Source organism: Vreelandella mediterranea (assembly GCF_970647075.1).
On record NZ_OZ310198.1, the window covers coordinates 3630575 to 3651179 of the forward strand.

Consider the following 20605-nt stretch of genomic DNA (forward strand, 5'->3'; position numbering starts at 1 on the left):
CTACACCCGGGCGGAGAAGCGGTACCCGGTGCCGCGCACCGTTTGAATCAGGTTCTGGTGGACATCGCCCAACGCCTTGCGCAGACGGCGGATATGCACATCCACGGTGCGCTCTTCGACGTAGACGTTGCCGCCCCATACCTGATCCAACAGTTGGCTGCGGGTGTAGGCGCGCTCCTGGTGGGTCATGAAAAACTGCAGTAAGCGGTATTCGGTGGGCCCCATATCCAATGCCTTGCCGTGGGCGCTGACCCGATGGCTTACCGGATCGAGCATCAAACCGTTGATTTCGATGGGGTCTTCCACGCCGCGTGGCGTCGTTCGGCGCAGCACCGCTTTCAAACGCGCCACCAGTTCGCGAGGCGAAAACGGCTTGGTGATGTAGTCATCCGCCCCCGCTTCGAGCCCCTGGATCTTGTTATCTTCTTCGCCCTTGGCGGTCAGCATGATGATCGGGATTTCGGCGGTCGCCTCTTCGCGCTTCAGGCGCCTTGCAAGCTCGATCCCACTGGTGCCAGGCATCATCCAGTCAAGCAGCAGAAGGTCCGGCTGATGATCCACGACCAGGGCGTGGGCGTCCTGGGCATTGTCCGCTTCGAGCACGCGATAGTCCGCCATTTCCAGCGCCACCGCGATCATCTCACGAATAGGTGCCTCATCATCGACGATCAAAACGGTCTTGGCGGTCATTGGCGGGCCTCACGGTGTCCAGACGAAAGTGGTTCGATGACATATCGGTGACAATCACACCATGCACGGGTGACAGTTTTATGACAACTTCGACATTAGCCTGTCACCGGCCACCCGCTCAATGCCAGCCCGGCAAATACCAGAAGCCCCGACCAGTGGTTGTTCAAAAACGCCTGAAAGCACGCGTCGCGCTCGCGGCCCACTATCAAGCGCTGCTGATGCACGAAGGTCACCGCCATGGCCCCAAGGCCCAGCCAGAAGAACCCACCAAGCCCTACACGCCAGCCCACCAGCGCCAGCAACACAAGCGTGGCCGCCTGCAGCAGCCCGATGATCAGCCGGTCGGCCTCGCCAAACAGCACGGCGGTCGACTTGATGCCGATTTTCAGGTCATCGTCGCGATCCACCATCGCGTATTGGGTGTCGTAGGCGACGGTCCACAGCACGTTGGCCAAAAACAGGATCCACGCTTCGAGAGGCACGTAGCCCAGCACCGCGCCGAACGCCATGGGGATCGCCCAGGAAAACGCGGCGCCCAGTACCACTTGCGGGAAATGGGTATAGCGCTTCATGAAGGGGTAGATAAACGCCAGCGCCACGCCGCCCAACGAGAGGGCCACGGTAAACCAGTTGGTCAGCAGGACCAGCACGAAGGAGGCGGCGACCAGCAAGGTGAACAGCAGTTTGGCTTCGGTCTCGCTGATGCGCCCGGTCGCCAGTGGCCGGTTTTTAGTACGCTTGACGTGACCATCGAAGTGGCGGTCGGCGTAGTCGTTCACCACGCAGCCCGCCGCGCGCATGGTGTAGACCCCGGCGATAAAGATCAGCAGCACGCCGCGCCTAGGCACGCCTTCGGCGGCTACCCACAGCGCCCAAAGGGTAGGCCACATCAAAAGCCAGGTGCCGATGGGCCGGTCCAGGCGCATCAGGGTGATGAAATCCGCCGCCCGAGACCACCCGGTAGGACGCAGCAGTGAACGATCCATGCTTACCTCTCAAAGACAAAACGCGCGTCTAGCCTAGCGCGAAGCCATGCCAAGATCATCCGCCATCGTGGATAAAAAGGCCTCCTGGACCAATAGCGCCAGGCCTGCGTGATAAAAGACCGAACGCCGCGCCCATACCCCGGCCACCCCAGGAGGACACAAGTGGCGGGCAAACGCTGGCCGCTGGCGGGTAGCAAAGAGGGGCCCGCGTACAAGGTCCGGCTGGCGAAACAGCCAGCTACCCAGTGAACGTTCGCCAAGGCGCTTTAGGTGTTGCCCCTGAAGCTGCTCGAGAGGCGCCACCGAACGCGCCACTACCCAAGGGGTGTCATCCACGCACAGGGCCACTTCACGAAGCCAGGCCAGACGGCGCGGCGCCAGGCCCAATGCCTGCGCCTCGTCGCGGGTGGGCACCCCCACCGTTTGGCGCAAAAGCTGCACGCGAAAGGGGCTGGGCCGGCCTGCCGAGACCAGCCGCTGGGTCAGGGAATCGGTCGAAGCCACCCACTGCCACCAGGCAGCACTCATGGCCGGGCGCAGCGCGTTTACGGGTTGCCAGCGCGCGTAGGGGGTAGGGTGCAAAAGGTGTGAAGCCACGCGACCTCCAGGGCGGTCAAGTCGTTGAAGCTAGTGTAACATGACGTTCTGACGCACTTTTCTCAACGACGTTTTCTTGAAGACCGTTCATTTAAAGACCGTTCATTTAAAGACAGTCGCTTAAAGACAGTCATTTAAAACATCATGGTTCCAACACTGGGTGATGACATGACCCACTCCTTCTCTCAAACCGAAAAGCCGGTGGATCTGATCGTCCTGGGCACCGGCATGGCCGGTGTCGGTCTGGCCCGGGCATTGCGGCGCCAAGGTGACGCCCGCTCGATCACCCTGGTGAGCTTCGACAGCGGCGATGAGTACAGCAAACCGCTGCTCTCCACGGGCTTTGGCAAGCGCCTGGCGCCCGAGGCACTCGCCAGGCAAAGCGCCGATGAGGTGGCCCGCGAGCTCGACGCCACGCTGCGCCCCCATACCCATGTCACCGCGCTCGACGCCGATAGCCGCCGCCTGACGCTTGCCAACGGCGAGCAGCTTGCTTTCGAAAAGCTCGTGCTGGCCACCGGCGCCAGCCCACGCATGGCCCTTGACGTGCCCGACACGCTGGCCGGGCGCTTTTTCAGCGTGAACGACCTGGACGACTACCGGGGCTTGCATGAAGCACTGGCTTCGCGCAGTGCCCGGGTGGCGGTCATTGGCGCAGGACTGGTCGGCTGCGAATTCGCCAACGACCTGCACGCCGCGGGTCACCAGGTCACGCTAATCGCCCCGGAAGCCACGCCGCTACCGCGCCTTCTACCCGCACCGCTTGGCGAGGCGCTGGGCAGCGCATTCGAAGCGGGCGGCATCGCCTTGGCGCTGGGTCGCACGGTGAGCGCTATCGCAACGGATGAACACGACGATCTGATGCTCACCCTCGATAACGGCGAAACCTGCCGCGTGGATGCCGTGCTAATGGCCACCGGCCTGACCCCGCGCACAGCGCTTGCACGCCAGGCCGGGCTTGACGTGTCGCCAAGCGGTATCCAGGTGGACCGCTACCTGCAAACCTCGAACGCTTCGATCTACGCGCTGGGCGATGTCGCCTGTGTCGACGGCGTCAATGCCATGTACGTACAGCCCCTTCAAGCCAGTGTGAAGGCATTGGCGGCCACCCTGGCCGGCACCCCGACCCCCGTCAGCTTCGGCGCTTGGCCGGTGGTAGTGAAAACGCCGCTGCTGCCCGTGGTGGCCTATTCCCCGCCTGCGCCCGTCGCACAGTGGCGTATCGAGGGCGAAGGTGATGCACTCGCCGCCCTTGGCGAAGATAAAGATGGCCAATTAGTCGGGTTTGCGTTGACAGGCAGTTGCGTCAAAAGGAAAGTGGAGCTTTCCAGAGCGGTGCCTGCGCTGCTAGGCTAATCCACGACCAATTGAAGATCAGGCCATAAAGTTAAAACACTCGTTTGTTTTCAATAACACTCATAAGCGTTACGCTTACTTTTTCTATCAGGGAGACCCCTTTTATGCGCAAACCTGAACTCGCCGCTGCCATTGCTGAAAACGCTGATCTTTCCAAAGACAAAGCGGGCCAAGTGCTGAACGTCATTCTTGATGAAATCACCAATAGCGTGGCCAAGGGTGAAGACGTGGCCCTGATCGGTTTCGGTACCTTCACCGTGCGCGAACGCGCCGCCCGTACCGGTAAGAACCCGCAAACTGGCGAGCCGCTGAAGATTCCGGCCAGCAAAAACGTGGCGTTCAAGCCCGGTAAAGCGCTCAAGGACGCCGTTTCCTAATGAAACTCCGGCTAACGCTGTGGCTACTTGGCTTGATGCTCAAGCGAGCACTGCGGCGTAAGCCGCGTTTCAAAGAACAGCTTGAGCGTATGCGCAGTCTGGACTGGGGCATTGCCACGGAAGACCTCGGCACTGCCCGCCACTACCGAATGACGCCTAACGGCATCGACACCGGTAAAGGTCTGCCCATCGACCTGGATCTCGAACTACGTTTTCGCGACCAGGACGCCGCGCTGAAAATACTCAAAAAACCGACCCAGCAAGCCTTTCTGCACGGCATGATGAACGGCGACGTACGCTTGGTCGGCGACTCCAGCGATATGAACAAGCTGCAGAAGCTTTTGAAGTATTTGTAACGGCTAACAGCCCGCCCCCCGCCAAGGGGGCGGGCTGTTTTAGTCTGCTGCAAACTGATCGCCACGTTCAAGCTTACGCGTTGCTGAGCACCTCTTCGAATAGCCGCCAATACATCCATTACGCGCCGGTTTGCACTTTTTTGGATGTGCCTGACGATTGCCACCCTGGTCCCAGGCGAAACGCCTTTTACCCCGCTATACCAGTACCTTTCCTTACATGTGTATCCGAATACACGTCCAGGGCAACGGCTTTATGTCGCGTTGGCCAATGCATCGGCGAAATATCCTAAAGTAACCGCTTGATAGGTGCGCCATAGCAACTCACGCGCCGCCATTGTTATACTAACGTCTAATAAATCAAACGAAGAGACGCCATGCCGATCCTGCGCCGCCTTTGGACCCTGGACAAGTTCGCCTACAGCCTGCGCGTGTTTATCGCCTTTAGCGGGGCGCTGCTTTTTAGCGTGCTGCAGGCCGACGTGGCGCTGGTGATTCCGCTGTTTTTGGGCATTATTGCCTGCGCGCTTTCGGAAACCGACGATAGCTGGCAGGGCCGCCTACAGGCGCTGGTGGTCACGCTGTTATGTTTCGCGCTGGCCTCTTTTATCGTCCAGTGGCTGTTTCCCTGGCCGTGGCTGTTCGCGTTGGGCCTGGGGGTGTCGGCGTTTACGCTGATCATGCTCGGTGCCATCGGCCAGCGCTACGCGACGATCGCCTCGGGCACGCTGATCCTGTCGATCTATTCGATGATCAATATCGAGCAGCACGGCGGCGTGGATGCGGACGTGGCCTCGCGCCAGCTTCTGCTGCTGGCGGGGGCGGCCTGGTACGGGGTCATTTCGGTCATCTGGTGCGCGCTTTTTTCCCGCCAGCCGCTCAAGCAGAGCATGGCGCGGGTCTACAAAACCCTGGGCGAGTTTTTGATTCTCAAGTCGGCGCTTTTTGAGCCGGTGCGCGGAGTGGATGTCGAGGCGCGTCGAGTGGCGCTGGCGCACCAAAACGGCCAAGTGGTCGCCGCGCTGAATCAGGCCAAGGAGATGATCTTTCGCCGGCTGGAGGGCCAGCGCGGCAGCCAAAAGCTCAACCGTTACCTGCGCATCTATTTCGTGGCCCAGGATATCCACGAGCGGGCAAGCTCCACCCACTACCCCTACGGCGCGCTGACCGAGGCGTTTTTCCACCACGACGTGCTGTTTCGCTGTCAGCGCCTTCTCGACCAGCAGGGCCGGGCGTGCCGCCAGCTGGCCAAATCACTTCTATTGAACCGGCCGTTTAGCCATGAGCAAAGCGAGCAGGCGTTGGTCGACCTGCGCGCCTCGATCGACAACCTGCGCGACCGCGGCCGCCCGGAGTGGCGCAACCTGATCCACCCACTCAACGCGTTGGCGGACAACCTGGCCACGCTAGAGGCGCAGATCGCCAGCGCCCATAACCCGGACAGCAGCGTGGAGCGGCGCGACAGCGCGCTTTATGACCGCTCGCCGGCCAGCCTCAAGGATGCCTGGAGCCGCGTGCGCTTGAATTTGACGCTGGGCTCGCCGACCTTTCGCCACGCCGTGCGCCTTTCCACCGCGCTGATGGCGGGCTACGCGATTTTGCACTGGCTCGATCCGGAACAGGGCTTCTGGATCCTGCTTACCACGCTGTTCGTCTGCCGACCCAATTTCGCGACCACCCGGCGCTTTCTCTCCCAGCGGATTCTGGGCACGGTGCTGGGACTGATTGCTGGCTGGGCATCGATTAGTCTTTTTCCCCAGCCCGGCATTCAAAGCATCATCGCGGTCGCCGCCGGGGTCGCGTTCTTTGCCAACCGGGAGCGGCACTACGTGATCGCGACCGCCTCGATCACCCTGCTGGTGCTTTGCAGCTTCAACCAGGTGGGCGACGGTTTTAATCTGATTTGGCCGCGGCTGTTCGATACGCTGATCGGCGCGGTGATTGCAGGGCTTGCGGTATTTTTCATTCTGCCGGACTGGCAGGGACGCAAACTTTACCGCGAAGCCGCCAAGGTGCTGACCAGCCACCGCGGCTATCTCGACGAGATCGTCCACCAGTACGAAGAGGGCAAGCAGGACGACTTGAGCTACCGCCTGGCGCGGCGCAACGCACACAACGCCGATGCGGCGTTTTCGACGCTTTTGACCAACATGCTTCACGAGCCGGGCCACTACCGCAAGCAGGATGCGGACAGCGGCCTGCGCTTTTTGGTGCTCTCCAATACGCTGCTGAGCCACCTTTCCGCGCTGGGCGCCCACCGCCACCGGCTAACCGAAGCCGAAGACGACGCCGCGCTGATGCCCCAGGCCAAACGGATTAGCGAGCTGCTGGCGGCGCTGACCGAGCAACTCCACAAGCGCCGACCCGTCACGGATTTGGAAGACCAGACCCGTGCGCTTCTGGACGCGCTGGGCGAGCCGGCGCAAGCGCCCGAGAGCGACGCCAACGCCGTTACGCTTTACCGGCCCATTCAGAGCCAGCTACAGCTGATCGCCGAACAGCTAACGCCGCTGGCGCAGAGCGCCGGGCGGCTGACCCAAACCAAATCCGACGCCTCATGAACCGCTATACCTGGCCGTAGCGCCCGGCCGCCTCGCCCAGCCAGCGGCGCACCAGCACGGCGGTGGCCTCGCTATCGCTTTGCAGCACCTGGGCAAGGGCCGTAACCCGTTCGAGCAGATCAGCATCGCGCTCCAGGTCGGCGATTTTCATCTGGGCAAGCCCGGTCTGGCGGGTGCCCAGCACTTCGCCTGGGCCACGAATCTCCAGGTCCTTCTCGGCGATGCGAAAGCCGTCGGTGGTTTCGCGCATCACGCCCAGGCGCTGCCTGGAGCTTTTGGAGAGCGGCGGATGATAAAGCAGCACGCAGAAGCTCTCCGTGCTGCCCCGCCCCACCCGGCCGCGTAGCTGGTGAAGCTGGGAAAGTCCCAAACGCTCCGGATTTTCGATGATCATGAGACTCGCGTTGGGCACGTCCACCCCCACCTCGATCACCGTGGTGGCGACCAGTAGATCAAGCTCGCCTTCCTTGAACGCCGCCATCACCTCGGCTTTTTCGCCGGCCTTCATGCGCCCGTGAATCAGGCCGATGGCAAGCTCCGGCAGCGCGGCGGTCAACTCTTCGCGAGTGACCTCGGCGGCCTGGCACTGTAATACCTCGGACTCGTCGATCAGCGTGCAGACCCAGTAGGCCTGGCGGCCGTCGCTGCAGGCGCGGCGGATCCGCTCGACCACCTCCGGGCGGCGCTCATCAGACACCACGACGGTTTTCACCGGCGTGCGCCCCGGCGGCAGCTCGTCGATCACCGAAACGTCCAGATCCGCGTAGGCGCTCATGGCCAGCGTCCGGGGGATGGGCGTGGCGGTCATAATCAGCTGGTGCGGGGTAAGCCCGCCCGCCTCGCCCTTTTCACGCAGCGCCAGGCGCTGGTGAACACCGAAGCGGTGCTGCTCGTCGATGATCGCAAGCCCCAGGCAGTGGAACGCGACATCGTCCTGGAAAAGCGCGTGGGTGCCGACCACCATGCGCGCCCGGCCATCGGCGATGGCCGCCTTGGCATCCAGGCGGCTTTTGCCCTTGAGTTTGCCGGCAAGCCATGCCACCTCGATCCCCAGCGGCTCGAACCAGGCCTTGAAAGAGCGGTAGTGCTGCTCGGCCAGGATCTCCGTGGGCGCCATGATCGCCGCCTGGCAGTCGCCGGAAAGCGCCGAAAGCGCGGCCATGGCGGCCACCACGGTCTTGCCCGAACCGACATCGCCTTGAACCAGCCTGAGCATCGGCGCGCTCTGCCCCAAGTCGAGCTCGATCTCCTCGAGCACCCGGCGCTGGGCGCCGGTGAGCGCAAAGGGAAGCTGGGCCAAAAAGCGGGTTTGCAGGCTGCGCCCGGCGGGAAGCTTGGGCGCGCCATCGGCCTGGATGCGCAGGCGCACCTCGCGAAGGCTTAGCTGGTGGGCCAGAAGCTCCTCGAGGGCCAGCCGCCGGGTGGCCGGGTGCAGGCCCTGGGCCAGGGTATCCAGGTCCACATCCGGCGGCGGCTGATGCAAAAGCGCGAGGCTTTCGTGAAGCCCCGGCAGGTCGAAACGCTCGGCAAGCGCTGGCGGAATCATGTCCGGCAGCGCCTGCGGGGTATCGGTTAGTCTGGCGAGCGCCTGGCTTGTGAGGGCGCGCAGCCGGGTCTGGTGCAGCCCTTCGGTGGTGGGATAAATCGGCGTGTAGTGCTCTTCGACCGGCGTATCGGCGGCGCCGCTTGGCCGGTACTCCGGGTGGTAGATCTCAAGACCCGTGGCGCCGGCGCGGGCCTCGCCAAAGGCGCGCAGCGTAACCCCGGGGCGCAGCTGTTGGCTTTGGGCCGGCGAGAAGTGAAAAAAACGCAGGCTCAGGATGCCACTTGCGTCGCGCAGGCGCACCAGCAGGCTACGCCTTCGCCCCTTGACGATATCGCAGGCGGTGACTTCGCCCTCGATCACGGCCTCGCTGCCCGCGCGCAAGAGCCCGATAGGCGTGACGCGGGTACGATCCTGATAGCGCAGCGGCAGGTGAAACAGCAGGTCGCTCACGCGTTCGACCCCCAGCCGCGCAAGTTTGAGCGCTAGCGCCTCGCCGACACCCTTGAGCTCGGTGACCGGCGCGTCGAGCTCGTTCATGGCGCGGGCTGCCGGCACTGGCTGATCGCCTCGATCAAGGCGTCGATGGCCTTGGGCCGAGGAAAACTCGCCCGCCAAGCAATGGCCACGGTACGCGAAGGCGCCGGTGCCACGAAAGGCCGGCTTGTCAGTAGCGACTGCTCGTGCTTATCTGTACCCAACGCCGACTGCGGCAGCACCGTAATGCCCAGTTTCGAGGCCACCATATGACGGATCGTCTCGAGTGAGCCGCCTTCGGCAATCAGCGTATTGCTCGGGCTATTGAGCTTGTGGGTAATCGCCGGGCAGGCCTCCAGTATCTGGTCGCGAAAGCAGTGCCCCTCACCCAGCAGTAAAAGCCGCTCTTCGAGCAGATCTTCCTTATCGATCGCCTCCCGCGCCGCCCAAGGGTGATTGCTGGGGATCAGCACCTCGAACGCTTCGTCGTAAATCGCCTTGGTCACCACGTCGGTTTCGGTAAACGGCAGCGCCACGATGATCACGTCCAGTTCGCCGCTTCTAAGCTTGCTACGCAGCGTGCCGGTCAGCCCCTCTTCGATGTAGAGCGGCATTTGCGGCGCCACCTTGGCCAGCGCCGGAATCAGGTGCGGGTAAAGGTAAGGCCCGATGGTGTAAATGGCCCCAATGCGTAGCGGGTTGGCCAGTTGGTCGCGCCCAGCGCTTGCCAGCTCGAAAATCAGACTGGACTGCTCCAGCACACGCTGGGCCTGGGCGATGATCTTCTCACCAAGCGGGGTGACCTGCACCGTGGACTTGGAGCGCTCGAACAAGGGCGTGTCGAGCTCGTCCTCGAGTTTTTTGACCGCCACCGAGAGCGTCGGCTGGGAGACGTGACACCGCTCGGCAGCGCGGCCGAAGTGGCGCTCTTGTGCAAGGGTTACGATGTAGCGAAGTTCTGTTAAAGTCATAACGGTGCCGGCTGGCATCCTCTCGTAGCAGGTCGTGACGCATCGTCGTGGCCATGAACGGGATGGCAAGGACAGACAAACCTCTTTGACGATGGCATATCTCAAAGGGACTTTGTATCTAATAGGGAATATTTATCAAGAGGAGTGCGCAGGTGAAACTCACTGTACTGATTATCGGCTGTGGCGATATCGGCATCACCCTGGGGCGCGAGCTCTTGAGTGAAGGACATCGCGTGGTGGGCGTACGCCGCCAAACCGAGTCGTTACAGGGTACTGGTATCGAACCCCTGGCTCTCGATCTTAACCATCTTGAAGGGGCGAGCGCCACGGCGCTACCCCAGGCGGACTACGTGATCTACACCGTCAGCGCCGACCGCTTCGAGGAGAGCGCCTACCAAAGCGCCTACCCGGATGGCTTGAAGCGCGTGCTCAGCGTACTGGAGCAACACGACGTGCCGCCACGGCGTATTTTCTTCGTCTCTTCGACCAGCGTTTATGGCCAGCAAGAGGGCGAAGCGGTCAGCGAAGTCAGCCCCACGGACTCCACCAGCTTCTCCGGCAGCCTGATGCGCGAAGCCGAGCAGGCGCTTTTGAACCACCCGCTGCCCGGCACGGTAGTGCGCTTTTCGGGCATCTACGGCCCGGGCCGCGACCGGCTGATTCACCAGGTGCTGGGTGGGCGTATGGCCGCCATAACGCCGGCGATCTACTCCAACCGTATTCACCGCGACGATTGCGCCGGCATACTCGCCCACCTGATCCAGTGTCAGGAGAGCGGCAAGCCCCTGGCCGAGCTTTATCTGGGCAGCGACTCTGAGCCCGCCACCATGTACGACGTCATGAGCTGGCTTGCCAAAGAGCTCAAGGTGGAAACCACCGAGACCATGCAGTCACCGCTTCGCCGGCGTACCAGCAAACGCTGCGATAACAGCCGTATCCGCGAGACGGGCTACGCGTTTCGCTACCCGAGCTTTCGCGAGGGCTACGCCCAGATCCTCAAGGAAGGCGGCTTCAAGCCACAAAAAGCGTAACGGCTTTTCAACACAAAAGAGCGAGCCCGCGGGCTCGCTCTTTTTTTGGCTCTTTGGCAGCGCTTAGTCGCCAATGATCATCACGGCTTCGGCTTCCACTTGGCTTCCCTTGGGCAGCGCGCGAACGCCCACCGCGGCGCGCGCGGGGAACGGTGCCTTGAAGAACTCTTCCATTACGCGGTTAACGATGGCGAAGTTATCCAGGTCCACCAGGTACAGGTTGAGCTTGACGATATCGGCAAGCGTACCGGCGGCTTCTTCGCACACCGCTTGCAAGTTGGTGAACACCTGACGCGTTTGAGCTTCGATATCACCGGCTACGAGTTCCATGGACTCCGGGTCGAGCGGAATCTGACCGGACATATAAACCGTATTGCCCGCCTTGATGGCCTGGGAGTAGGGGCCGATGGCGGCTGGGGCTTTCTCGGTATTGATAACGGCTTTATTGCTCATGGTGCCTTGCTCCTGTTGCGGCCATTCAATGGCATTTTTAATAAATGTGTTAAACGAATAAAACCTTCCAACCGTACATAAAAAGCCGCTCCCGCCCGCGCATCAAAGGCATTGAAAGCGCGCGACCAGGGAGGGCTTAGTTGGCTATTCGGGTTATTTTGCTGACGCTTGGCAGGTTGCGGATACGTTTCATGATGCGGGCCAGGTGAACCCGCCCTTTTACCGAGAGCGTCAGGTTCACCGTGGATAGACGAGCGTCGCGCTCTTCGATGCCGATACGCTCGATATTGGCGTCGGCGTCGGTCACAAGGCCTGCAAGCTCCGCCACCAGGCCTCGGCGGCTTTCGATCTCGATACGCAGCGCCACCGGGAAGTCTTCGTCGATGTTCTCCGACCACTCCAGGCTGAAGAGCTTTTCCGGATCGCTTTTCAAATCCGACAAATTCTTGCACTCGCTGCGATGCACGACGATGCCCTTGCCCACGGATAAATGCCCGACGACCGGGTCACCGGGCAGCGGGTGGCAGCAGCGGGCAAAGCTTAGCACCATGCCTTCGCTGCCGCTGATCACCACGGCGTCATCGCTGTTTTCCAACCGTTTGGGGCCGCCGCCCGCGCCGTGGGCAACGTCCACCAGCCGCCGGGCGGCGACGTAGGCCATGCGATTGCCAAGGCCCAATGATTCGAGCAAGGTGTCCAACGACGACACATCCAGCTCCTTGAACGCCCGGGGGAAGATCCGTTCGTCGAGCTCCTCGAGGCTCGTCTCGAAGGAGGCGAGCGCCTTGTTCAAAAGCCGCCGCCCCAGCATGATCGCTTCCGACTGCTGCTGGTGTTTCAGCGCGTGGCGAATGGCCGAACGCGCCTTGGCGGTGGAAACGAAGTTGAGCCAGGAGAGATTGGGCCGCGCACCGGGGGCGGTAATGATTTCCAGGGTCTGCCCGCTTTCAAGGCGCGTGGAAAGCGGCGCCAGGTGGCGGTCGATACGACACGCGATGCAGTTGTTGCCGATATCGGTGTGCACGCTGTAGGCGAAGTCGACCACCGTCGCCCCCTGGGGGAGCTCCATGATGTCGCCCTTGGGCGTGAAGACGTAGATATCATCGGGGAACAGGTCGTTTTTGACGTGCTCGATGAACTCCAGCGAGTCGCCAGCGTGGCGCTGCATCTCCAAAAGCCCTTTCACCCAGGCCCGCGCCCGGGCATGGCTGCCTTCGGCGATGGGGTGAGCGGTTTGGCCGGCCTTGTAGAGCCAGTGCGCGGCGATGCCGTTGTTCGCCATGGCTTCCATTTCACGGGTGCGTATCTGCACCTCGATGGGCATACCGCGCTGGCCGAAAAGCGTCGTATGCAGGCTCTGGTAACCGTTCGCCTTGGGAATGGCGATGTAATCCTTGAAGCGCCCGGGTACCGGCTTGAACAGGTTGTGGACCACGCCCAGGATGCGATAGCAGCTCGCCACATCGTCGGTGATGATGCGAAAACCGAACACGTCCATGATTTCGGCAAAGGGCTTGCGCTGGTCGCGCATCTTTTTATAGATCGACAGCAGGTGCTTTTGCCGGCCGACCACCGTGCCCTTGAGCGCTTCGTCGTCGAGGCTTTGTTGAAGCGAGGACTGTATTTCGCGCATCGCGCCGCGCCGGTTACCCCGGGCCTTGGCCACCGCGCGCTTGATCCGCTCGGCGCGCATCGGGTGGATCGCCTGAAAGGAGAGATCCTCGAGCTCGATACGAATGGTGTTGATACCCAACCGCCCGGCAACGCGGGCATAGATTTCCAGCGTTTCACGAGCGATGCGCCGCTTTTTGTCCGGGCGAAGCGCCCCCAGGGTGCGCATGTTGTGCAGGCGGTCGGCGAGTTTGACGATGATGACGCGAATATCCCGCGACATCGCCAGCACCATCTTCTGGAAGTTCTCGGCCTGGGCGACGGCCTTGTCTTCGAAGGTGATCTGAGTCAGCTTCGAGACACCGTCGACCAGCTCCGCCACCGGGTGGCCGAACTGCTCGCCGAGGGCGTGTTTCGAGACCCCGGTATCTTCGATGACATCGTGCAGCATGGCGGCCATCAGGCTCTGATGGTCCATGTGCATGTTGGCCAAAATGTTGGCCACGGCGAGCGGGTGGGTAACGTAGGGCTCGCCGGAGCGGCGGCGCTGGCCGTCGTGGGCCTGTTCGGCGTAGTAGAAGGCGCGTTTGACCTGTTGGATTTCATCCAAGGGTAAATAGCCGCCGAGTCGGTCGGCCAGGTCATCGATGGTGAACATTTACCGCGCCCCTGATCGGTTTTAGGCTTAGTCGTCGATTTGGACGCTAGGCGCGGCCGGGCGCTGACGCACCGGTGCCTCGACGGGCTCGTCCAGCACGGTATGATCGACCAGACCCGCGGCAATTTCACGCAGCGCCAGGACCGTCGGTTTATCGTTTTCCCAGGCCAGCTGTGAATCCCGCGAGCCGCGGGCGAGCTGACGGGCACGCTGGGTGGAAATCATCACCAGCTTGAAGCGGTTTTCAACATTTTCCAAACAATCTTCAACGGTTACGCGTGCCATGGGGCTTTCCTTTAATAACGGCGCCGGGCCAGCAGTGCTTAAAACGCCTGCCAGCCCGGCAAAATGGGCAACTTGACCCGATAGATTACTCGACGGTTGGCGCCTGTGACAAGAGCGCTTCGAGCAGCGGTGCGTGGCGATGCTGCATGGCAACACACGTTAGCCGCTGGCTGATGACCAGCGACGTGAGCTCGCCAAGGGCGGTGGTGAAGTCGTCGTTCACGACCAGGTAGTCGTATTCGTCGAAATGGGTCATCTCGTTGACCGCATCGCGCATGCGCCGCTCGATCACCGCGTGCTCGTCGGTGCCCCGGCTGGCCAGGCGGCGTTCGAGCTCGGCCCGGGAAGGCGGCAAAATGAAGATCGATACGGCGTCTTTCATCTGCGCTCTGACCTGCTGCGCGCCCTGCCAGTCGATTTCCAGAATCACGTCCTGGCCGGCGGCCAGCAGCGACTGAACGGCTTGACGCGAGGTGCCGTAGTAGTTATCAAAGACCCTGGCGTACTCGAAAAAGTCGCCACGCTCGATCATCGTCTCGAACGTTTGGGTCTGGCAGAAGTGATAGTTCACCCCGTCCACTTCCCCCTCGCGGCGGCCCCGTGTGGTATGCGAGACCGACACCTGAAGGCCATCCATACTCTCGATCAGCTCGCGAACCAGGCTGGTTTTGCCAGCGCCGGACGGCGCCGAAACGATAAACAGCGTACCCTGGGACATGAAACGCTTCCCTAATTGATAAAAACAGTCGTTAGCCCTATGACGCCGCCACGCTTGCTGGCCGCGGTGCGCACTAAAGGCGGGCAGTATCGCATACCTGCCGCGCGGTCTGTAGTAGAAGACATAAGTAGACGACATGGTAGCAGCCACGCAACGAACGTCATCGAAAGGAGTGCGGTATGCGGGGAACGATCTTTATATTAGCGCTGATCGCGCTGGGCGTGGCGCTGCAAAAAGGCCTGATCGAGGTCCCCCGCGAGTGGGCGCCTTGGGCGCCCTTGCACATCGACGACCCGATCACCCCGGTCACACAGTTAAAACTCAAGCGGCTGGAGGGCGACCGCGCCGGTTGCCTGGCGGCGCTCGAGACCGCGCCAACGGGTGAGCTCGACGTCACCCCCATGAACGACTACTCGCCCACGGCCAGTTGCCCGCTCACCAACATCGTGCGCATGAACGCGAGCAGCGTACGCTTTAACCGAAGCTTCGTGGCCACCTGCCCCATGGCGCTTGCCTGGGTAATGTTCGAACGCCACGAACTACAGCCCGCCGCCGAACGAATCATGGGCAGCCGCGTAAGCCAGGTCGACCACGTGGGAAGCTTTGCGTGTCGTAACGTATACGGGCGTGAATCGGGCAGGCGCAGCGAACACGCCACGGCAGAAGCACTGGATGTAACCGGGTTTCGGTTCGAGAACGGCCAGCGTATTACGCTGATCAATAACTGGAATGACGAGGGGGCGGTGGGCGAGTTCTTCCGAGAAGCGCGGGATGGTGCCTGCAACACCTTTGGCAACGTACTAGGGCCTGAATACAACGCCGCGCATGCCGATCACTTTCACATGGGCATGCGCGGGTTCAGCCTTTGCCGCTAGACGCGGCGAGCGATCACTCGAGGTTGATGTCGTCTTCGTCGGTCAGCGCGCCCGCCGCCGCACCGGCGCCTGCGCCGAGTACCGCGCCGCCGCCAACGCTACCACCGGTCGCCGCTGCGGTACCGGCACCCGCCGCCGCGCCAAGGCCCGCGCCGCTGGTGGCGCGCTCGCCAGAGGTCGAGCCGCAGCCCGCCAGGCCGATGGTCAAGGCCGCAATGGCGCCCAGGGTCAAAATACGCGAGGTTTTTACAAATTGAGTATGCATGAGTCATCTCCTTATGGTGTGCACTCTTATACCTTAGAAAGAATTACCCACCTGCGCCAATTTTATTACCCCAACGCTTCGCTACCGCGCCTGGGCTACCCGGTAGGTGCGCTTTTCAAGCCAGCGCCCGTACACGAAAATCACCAAACCACACAGGGCAAGCCCGGTGCCCACGAAGCCAGTGCTCGACGGCGTAAGCCCGGCGCTGATCGCAAGCCCGGCAAGCCAGGCGCCCAGCGCGTTGGCACCGTTGAAGGCGGCGTGGTTGAGCGAGGCCGCCATGGTCTGGGCATCGCCGGCCACATCCATTAGGCGCGTTTGCAGCGACGGCGCCAGCGCCATGCTGGTGCCCACCAGGCCCACGAACAAAAGCCCGGTCCAGACGTTATTGGCCGCGAAGTAGTAAAGCCCCTGAATGACCGCACACCAGATCAAAATACGCGGAATCGCCCGCATCAGGTTCTTGTCTGCCATGCGCCCGCCCACCAGGTTACCGATGATCGAGCCGACACCGAAGATGACCAATACCAGCGGCCCTAGCGCCTCGCTCATACCGGCCTGCTGGGTCAGCGTCGGCATCACGTAGCTAAAGATCGAGAACATGCCGCCACAGCCCACGCAGGCAATGGCCACCGTGACCAGCACGCGCTGTTTGATCAGCGCGGAAAGCTCCTTGAGCGGGCTCGCCAGCGCATCGAAGGGTTGAACGGGCACGTAAAGGCGAATCAGCAGCGCCGTTAAAAGCGCGATGCCCCCCACCCCGGCAAAGGCGATTTGCCAGCCAAACTGGTTGCCCGCCCAGGTGCCCAGCGGCGCGCCGAGCAAAATCGCCACCGTCAGCCCCAGCATGACCCGGGAAACCGCCCGCGCCCGCTGGTCCACGGGGACCGCTCCGGCGGCCACCAGCGCCGCCACGCCGAAGTAGGCCCCGTGAGGCAGCCCGGCCAAAAAGCGCAGCCCCACGAAGGACCAAAACCCCGGCGCCATGGCGCTGGCAATGTTGCCCACGGCAAATACCAGCATCAGCACGATCAAAAGCGAGCGCTTGGGTACCCGAGCCGCCATCGCGGAAATGATCGGCGCGCCGACCACCACGCCCAGGGCGTAGCTGCTGATCGCATACCCCACTTGGGGCACGGTCACGGCCAAATCCCCCGCCACCCGGTTCATTAACCCCATGATGACGAACTCGCTGGTCCCGATACCAAAACCACCCAGCGCTAACGCAAATTCGGCCAGACGAGGGTTACTCGCCCGGCCCGCGGAAGACTCTTGCACACTCTGCTCCTCGGGGGTTAGCCCGCTTTTACAACGTTTGGAATGGGGTAAATGATCGCAGGATTAGACTAAAGTAGAAACTCTTCGCCACAAAAACCTGCCAGCGAAACACGGGTAGCCAAAACCGAGAAGCCAAAACCGAGAAGCCAAAACCAGAAATTTAAAACGTAGCACCTCGACCAGATGCCCTCAGGACGAGCGGCCATCCGCCTTGACGGATAGCAAACGCTCGCGCAGCTGAGGACTCTTGGGTATCAACCCTACTTGCAACCCCAGCGGGCGGAATACCTGGTCCAGCAGTGCCCGCGTCGGGCTCGCTTTATCCCCTTCGATATCGGAGAGCGAGCGGCGGCTGATACCGACCTTCTCGGCATATTGCGTTTGCGACATTCCCAGCACCTCACGACGCAATTGGCGCAGTACCTGGCCGGTGCTCATTTCATCGCGCAGCAGCCGGTCGAGCAGCTCCACCAGCAGCGCCTCGCGCTCGATACTACTTAACGCTTTGCGCTTCATAGTAGCCCCCAACGCTTAAGCTTATCGTCCAGGTAATCAAGCCCCAGTGCCGGCGAGTCCAGCAGCGTAGGCGCGACACCCCGCAGGGCAAGACGCTCTTTCAAGCCGAGCAACTGCCTGGCCTGGGCTTGCAGCTCGCCCATCAACTGCTCCGGGGGCAGGTAGGTTTTTAGCGCCTCGGCAATGGCGAACCAGTCGACCTCTCGCCCCTGCTCGAAAGGCGCGCCCCAGGTCGTGGTGCGAATGATACCTTCCGGGTCGGCCTTCATCGGTGCAAAGTCGTAAATCGGCGCCAGCCAAATTCCTTGCGGTGTTTTCAGTAACGCCGTATTGCGGCCGTGATTATCGCTGTTGGCAAACGCAATGTTGAGCAGATCACGTTTGACCCACTCACACACAAACTGCGCTTGATCGAAGAACTGTCCCTCTTCCAATACGCGATACTGCTTGCCAAGCCTGCCGGTCAATGTCTCGATCACCGCAAAGTGATTCAGAAAACTTCCGGGTTCGCGGCCCATCACGGCGTAAACGGATTCCAGACCGAAAAAAGTACGCTGACCCGCTATATGTGCCACGTCGAACCGCGGTAGCCAAAGCGAAGGATACCGCTCGCCTTCCAGCAGCCGCATACCCTGGGTGTCGATGGTGGCCACGCCAAGGGCGGTGAGTTCCTGGTAGAAGTGGTACTCGGCGCGCAGAATGTTGCTGTCGAGCTCACTGCGTTGACCGCGCGGAAACTTGACCAAATAGTGCTGGTCGGTGCTGGCCTGGTCGTCCTGATAGGTATCGATCCAGACCTGATCATCAGGCGTACAGCGCAGCAATAGCTTTGGCGCCTCGCCACCGGCACCGGTCGCGCCCCCACCCGCGGCGCCCATTTGCTGGGCATAGGCCAGGAAGTCACTATCCCGGTCTACGACATCACGTAAAGGAAAGCGCTGCTGCTCCAGCGTGCTGCCCGCCGGGCGTGCGGGCAGCGACTCCTTGATGCGCAGATTGCCTACCGGCGCGATGGTGCCGTTGGCCAATAGGGTGTAATCCTGCTCCGCCTCGCTCAGCGATGCGATCCCCAGTTGAGTGACCCAATAGCGCCGGCTAGCGCCCGACGGCATGATGTCATCAAGAAACGTAAACCAGGTGGACGAATGGTGGGTTTCCATTAACGCGACGGGTAAACGTAAGCTGCAGGCCGCGTCATCGTCGCGCTCGAGATACTCGAGCGCGTAATCGGTCACATAGCCCAGCCGGGCCGCCCCTCGGCGCCCCTGCAAGGGGTGCTCGATGACCAGCTCGGCGGCGTCCTGCCATTGGCCGCGATGAAATAGTTGGATCATCAGCACGATCGGACTACCTTGATTGAGTAATTTATTACTCAAAATTATAGCTCAGGGGCTTATTTTGTGCACTTTATTGCGCACCAGCGCTCAGAGTAGACTCTAATGAACATTATTTTGCTCATTAACCATTGGTGATTCATGTCGTTCGATATCTCTACCCAGCCCACCCTCGACCACGCCATGGCCGCGCTTGCCGAGGCCGACCGCGATATCGCCCGGGCCCTAGCGCACGTGGGTCCGCCCGCCCCGCGCCAACGCGACAAGGGCTTCGCCACCTTCTTCTCGACCATCGTCAGCCAGCAGATCTCTACCGGCGCGGCGCGGGCGATCATGGGCCGCGTGAATACGCTGCTACCGGATCTTCACGCCCAGGCGGTGATGGAGGTCGAAGGCCAAGCGCTGCGCGACGCCGGGCTCTCCTGGCGCAAGGTCGAGTACGCCAAGGGCCTGGCCGAGGCGGAGCTTGCCGGCACCTTCAGCGCCGACGGCCTGGAGGCGCTGGACGACGACGCTGCGATTACCGCGATCACCGAACTCAGAGGCTTTGGCCGCTGGAGCGCCGAGATCTATTTGATGTTCTCGCTCAAGCGTGCGGATATTTTCCCCGCGGACGACCTGGCGCTGCGCGTCGCCCTGGGCCGGCTGAAGCGCATGGATGACAAGCCCACGCCCAAGCAGGCGCGCCAGCTGGTGGAGCACTGGGCGCCCTGGCGAAGCGTAGGCTCGCTTTTTCTATGGCACTACTACCGGGGCGAGCCGCTTTAGGCGTTCAACCCGCCGAACTTGCCCGCCTGGTAGTCCTCGACCGCCTGGACGATCTCCTCGCGGGTGGTCATCACGAAGGGGCCGTGGGAGAAGATCGGCTCGTCGATGACGTCACCGTGACCAAAGAGCAGCCGCGCACCCGATGAGGCTTCGATTTCGAGGGTCTCGCCCTCGCGGTCGACCTCGATCAGGTGGTGGGCCTTGACCGGCTCGCCGCCCACGCTTACCTCGCCGTTCACCACGTAGAGAAACACCTGGCGGCCAACGGCCACGGGCAGCGTCTCACTCGTGCCCGCGGGCAGCGTGAGGGTCGACATGAAAATGCCGGTCAATGCCTCGATAGGACCGGTCTTGTCGTCCCACTGCCCGGCGATCAGGTTCAGCTCGCCGCCGCCGGGAAGCGCCAGCGCCGGGATATCCTGCTGCTGCAGGCCCACGTAGTGCGGGTCGCTCATCTTCAGTTTTGACGGCAGATTGATCCAGAGCTGGAGAATCTCCAGCGGCCCGCCCTCGCGCTTGAACTCGGGCGGCGAGACTTCCGCGTGAACGATACCGCTGCCCGCGGTCATCCACTGCACACCGCCTTCATGGATCACGCTCTGGTGGTCGGTGCTGTCGGCGTGGGCAAGCGAGCCCTCGAGAATAAAAGTGACCGTCTCGAACCCGCGGTGCGGGTGCGGGCCAAAGGGCAGCCCCTGGTTATTGGCCGGGTAGGTCTGCGGGCCGTGGTGATTCAAAAACAGAAACGGGTCGAGCTGATCGAGCCCGGGTCCCGGTAGCGGGCGGCGAGTGGTCAGGTCGCCGATATCGTCCCGGCGGGCGGCGTGCTGGGCGATGACGCGGCGGGGGGTGGAAGGCTTCGCTGCGGACATGAGGAGCTCCTTTATCCAGAATATCCCCAG

Annotated in this window: 21 protein-coding genes; 7 read left to right on the forward strand and 14 right to left on the reverse strand. The window is 62.1% G+C overall.

The window, feature by feature from the left end; genetic code table 11:
- From phoB to ACWFVE_RS16775, 3 genes are all read right to left on the reverse strand, one after another.
- The gene (gene phoB / locus ACWFVE_RS16765; protein ID WP_447530398.1) at positions 1–690 is read right to left on the reverse strand and encodes a phosphate regulon transcriptional regulator PhoB; all 690 of its coding nucleotides are present in this window, start codon (positions 688–690) and stop codon (positions 1–3) included.
- A 95-nt stretch (positions 691–785) separates the two neighbouring features.
- A complete protein-coding gene (gene ubiA, locus ACWFVE_RS16770) occupies positions 786–1676 on the reverse strand; it encodes a 4-hydroxybenzoate octaprenyltransferase (RefSeq protein ID WP_447530399.1) in 891 nt (296 codons plus the stop codon).
- Between the two features lie 33 nt (positions 1677–1709).
- A complete protein-coding gene (locus ACWFVE_RS16775) occupies positions 1710–2273 on the reverse strand; it encodes a chorismate--pyruvate lyase family protein (RefSeq protein WP_447530400.1) in 564 nt (187 codons plus the stop codon).
- 168 nt (positions 2274–2441) lie between these two features.
- On the opposite strand from ACWFVE_RS16775, the gene ACWFVE_RS16780 reads away from it, so the two are divergent.
- From ACWFVE_RS16780 to yccS, 4 genes are all read left to right on the forward strand, one after another.
- Positions 2442–3629: an NAD(P)/FAD-dependent oxidoreductase gene (locus tag ACWFVE_RS16780; RefSeq protein ID WP_447530401.1), complete on the forward strand. Its 1188-nt coding sequence runs from the start codon at positions 2442–2444 to the stop codon at positions 3627–3629.
- Positions 3630–3733: 104 nt separating this feature from the next.
- The gene (locus ACWFVE_RS16785) at positions 3734–4006 is read left to right on the forward strand and encodes an HU family DNA-binding protein (protein ID WP_447530402.1); all 273 of its coding nucleotides are present in this window, start codon (positions 3734–3736) and stop codon (positions 4004–4006) included.
- Positions 4006–4362, forward strand: a complete 357-nt coding sequence (locus tag ACWFVE_RS16790) for a hypothetical protein (protein WP_447530403.1) — start codon at positions 4006–4008, stop codon at positions 4360–4362. The genes ACWFVE_RS16785 and ACWFVE_RS16790 overlap by 1 nt, the downstream gene beginning before the upstream one ends.
- A gap of 374 nt (positions 4363–4736) precedes the next feature.
- Entirely contained in the window at positions 4737–6920 is a 2184-nt protein-coding gene (yccS, locus tag ACWFVE_RS16795; RefSeq protein ID WP_447530404.1) for a YccS family putative transporter, read from the forward strand.
- Between the two features lie 4 nt (positions 6921–6924).
- Here yccS and recG read toward each other — a convergent pair whose 3' ends face one another.
- Complete coding sequence (gene recG / locus ACWFVE_RS16800; protein ID WP_447530564.1) at positions 6925–9003, reverse strand: ATP-dependent DNA helicase RecG; 2079 nt, start codon at positions 9001–9003, stop codon at positions 6925–6927.
- On the reverse strand, positions 9000–9911 hold the full coding sequence (locus ACWFVE_RS16805; protein ID WP_447530405.1) for a hydrogen peroxide-inducible genes activator: 912 nt from the start codon (positions 9909–9911) through the stop codon (positions 9000–9002). Before ACWFVE_RS16805 ends, recG begins: the two co-directional genes overlap by 4 nt.
- 152 nt (positions 9912–10063) lie before the next feature.
- On the opposite strand from ACWFVE_RS16805, the gene ACWFVE_RS16810 reads away from it, so the two are divergent.
- Positions 10064–10942, forward strand: coding sequence for an SDR family oxidoreductase (locus tag ACWFVE_RS16810; RefSeq protein WP_447530406.1), 879 nt, complete (start codon positions 10064–10066; stop codon positions 10940–10942).
- Positions 10943–11005: 63 nt separating this feature from the next.
- Here the strand turns inward: ACWFVE_RS16810 and ACWFVE_RS16815 are convergent, their stop codons facing one another.
- The 4 genes from ACWFVE_RS16815 to gmk form a co-directional block, all read right to left on the reverse strand.
- Positions 11006–11395, reverse strand: coding sequence for a RidA family protein (locus tag ACWFVE_RS16815; protein WP_447530407.1), 390 nt, complete (start codon positions 11393–11395; stop codon positions 11006–11008).
- A gap of 136 nt (positions 11396–11531) precedes the next feature.
- Entirely contained in the window at positions 11532–13664 is a 2133-nt protein-coding gene (locus ACWFVE_RS16820; protein ID WP_447530408.1) for a RelA/SpoT family protein, read from the reverse strand.
- A 27-nt stretch (positions 13665–13691) separates the two neighbouring features.
- Complete coding sequence (gene rpoZ, locus ACWFVE_RS16825) at positions 13692–13949, reverse strand: DNA-directed RNA polymerase subunit omega (protein ID WP_447530409.1); 258 nt, start codon at positions 13947–13949, stop codon at positions 13692–13694.
- A gap of 85 nt (positions 13950–14034) precedes the next feature.
- A complete protein-coding gene (gene gmk / locus ACWFVE_RS16830; protein ID WP_447530410.1) occupies positions 14035–14667 on the reverse strand; it encodes a guanylate kinase in 633 nt (210 codons plus the stop codon).
- Between the two features lie 179 nt (positions 14668–14846).
- Here gmk and ACWFVE_RS16835 point away from each other — a divergent pair, with 179 nt between their 5' ends.
- Positions 14847–15542, forward strand: coding sequence for an extensin-like domain-containing protein (locus ACWFVE_RS16835; RefSeq protein WP_447530411.1), 696 nt, complete (start codon positions 14847–14849; stop codon positions 15540–15542).
- Between the two features lie 13 nt (positions 15543–15555).
- Here the strand turns inward: ACWFVE_RS16835 and ACWFVE_RS16840 are convergent, their stop codons facing one another.
- From ACWFVE_RS16840 to ACWFVE_RS16855, 4 genes are all read right to left on the reverse strand, one after another.
- Positions 15556–15807 carry a hypothetical protein gene (locus tag ACWFVE_RS16840; protein ID WP_447530412.1) on the reverse strand — a complete coding sequence of 84 codons (252 nt, stop codon included), beginning with the start codon at positions 15805–15807 and terminating at the stop codon, positions 15556–15558.
- Between the two features lie 81 nt (positions 15808–15888).
- Positions 15889–17085: an MFS transporter gene (locus ACWFVE_RS16845; protein WP_447530413.1), complete on the reverse strand. Its 1197-nt coding sequence runs from the start codon at positions 17083–17085 to the stop codon at positions 15889–15891.
- 189 nt (positions 17086–17274) lie between these two features.
- A complete protein-coding gene (locus ACWFVE_RS16850) occupies positions 17275–17601 on the reverse strand; it encodes a helix-turn-helix domain-containing protein (RefSeq protein ID WP_447530414.1) in 327 nt (108 codons plus the stop codon).
- On the reverse strand, positions 17598–18941 hold the full coding sequence (locus ACWFVE_RS16855) for a type II toxin-antitoxin system HipA family toxin (protein ID WP_447530415.1): 1344 nt from the start codon (positions 18939–18941) through the stop codon (positions 17598–17600). Before ACWFVE_RS16855 ends, ACWFVE_RS16850 begins: the two co-directional genes overlap by 4 nt.
- Before the next feature lie 135 nt (positions 18942–19076).
- On the opposite strand from ACWFVE_RS16855, the gene ACWFVE_RS16860 reads away from it, so the two are divergent.
- Positions 19077–19703: a DNA-3-methyladenine glycosylase family protein gene (locus tag ACWFVE_RS16860; RefSeq protein ID WP_447530416.1), complete on the forward strand. Its 627-nt coding sequence runs from the start codon at positions 19077–19079 to the stop codon at positions 19701–19703.
- On the opposite strand, the gene ACWFVE_RS16865 is transcribed toward ACWFVE_RS16860, so the two are convergent.
- Complete coding sequence (locus ACWFVE_RS16865; protein ID WP_447530417.1) at positions 19700–20575, reverse strand: pirin family protein; 876 nt, start codon at positions 20573–20575, stop codon at positions 19700–19702. The genes ACWFVE_RS16860 and ACWFVE_RS16865 overlap by 4 nt on opposite strands.
- Positions 20576–20605: the final 30 nt, after the last annotated feature.

Excerpts from the sequence above, each read along its gene's own strand:
- phoB (WP_447530398.1), bottom strand. The coding sequence starts at position 690 with ATGACCGCCAAGACCGTTTTGATCGTCGATGATGAGGCACCTATTCGT.
- ubiA (WP_447530399.1), bottom strand. The coding sequence starts at position 1,676 with ATGGATCGTTCACTGCTGCGTCCTACCGGGTGGTCTCGGGCGGCGGAT.
- ACWFVE_RS16780 (WP_447530401.1), top strand. The coding sequence starts at position 2,442 with ATGACCCACTCCTTCTCTCAAACCGAAAAGCCGGTGGATCTGATCGTC.
- ACWFVE_RS16785 (WP_447530402.1), top strand. The coding sequence starts at position 3,734 with ATGCGCAAACCTGAACTCGCCGCTGCCATTGCTGAAAACGCTGATCTT.
- ACWFVE_RS16790 (WP_447530403.1), top strand. The coding sequence starts at position 4,006 with ATGAAACTCCGGCTAACGCTGTGGCTACTTGGCTTGATGCTCAAGCGA.
- yccS (WP_447530404.1), top strand. The coding sequence starts at position 4,737 with ATGCCGATCCTGCGCCGCCTTTGGACCCTGGACAAGTTCGCCTACAGC.
- recG (WP_447530564.1), bottom strand. The coding sequence starts at position 9,003 with ATGAACGAGCTCGACGCGCCGGTCACCGAGCTCAAGGGTGTCGGCGAG.
- ACWFVE_RS16805 (WP_447530405.1), bottom strand. The coding sequence starts at position 9,911 with ATGACTTTAACAGAACTTCGCTACATCGTAACCCTTGCACAAGAGCGC.
- ACWFVE_RS16815 (WP_447530407.1), bottom strand. The coding sequence starts at position 11,395 with ATGAGCAATAAAGCCGTTATCAATACCGAGAAAGCCCCAGCCGCCATC.
- ACWFVE_RS16820 (WP_447530408.1), bottom strand. The coding sequence starts at position 13,664 with ATGTTCACCATCGATGACCTGGCCGACCGACTCGGCGGCTATTTACCC.
- rpoZ (WP_447530409.1), bottom strand. The coding sequence starts at position 13,949 with ATGGCACGCGTAACCGTTGAAGATTGTTTGGAAAATGTTGAAAACCGC.
- gmk (WP_447530410.1), bottom strand. The coding sequence starts at position 14,667 with ATGTCCCAGGGTACGCTGTTTATCGTTTCGGCGCCGTCCGGCGCTGGC.
- ACWFVE_RS16835 (WP_447530411.1), top strand. The coding sequence starts at position 14,847 with ATGCGGGGAACGATCTTTATATTAGCGCTGATCGCGCTGGGCGTGGCG.
- ACWFVE_RS16840 (WP_447530412.1), bottom strand. The coding sequence starts at position 15,807 with ATGCATACTCAATTTGTAAAAACCTCGCGTATTTTGACCCTGGGCGCC.
- ACWFVE_RS16850 (WP_447530414.1), bottom strand. The coding sequence starts at position 17,601 with ATGAAGCGCAAAGCGTTAAGTAGTATCGAGCGCGAGGCGCTGCTGGTG.
- ACWFVE_RS16860 (WP_447530416.1), top strand. The coding sequence starts at position 19,077 with ATGTCGTTCGATATCTCTACCCAGCCCACCCTCGACCACGCCATGGCC.
- ACWFVE_RS16865 (WP_447530417.1), bottom strand. The coding sequence starts at position 20,575 with ATGTCCGCAGCGAAGCCTTCCACCCCCCGCCGCGTCATCGCCCAGCAC.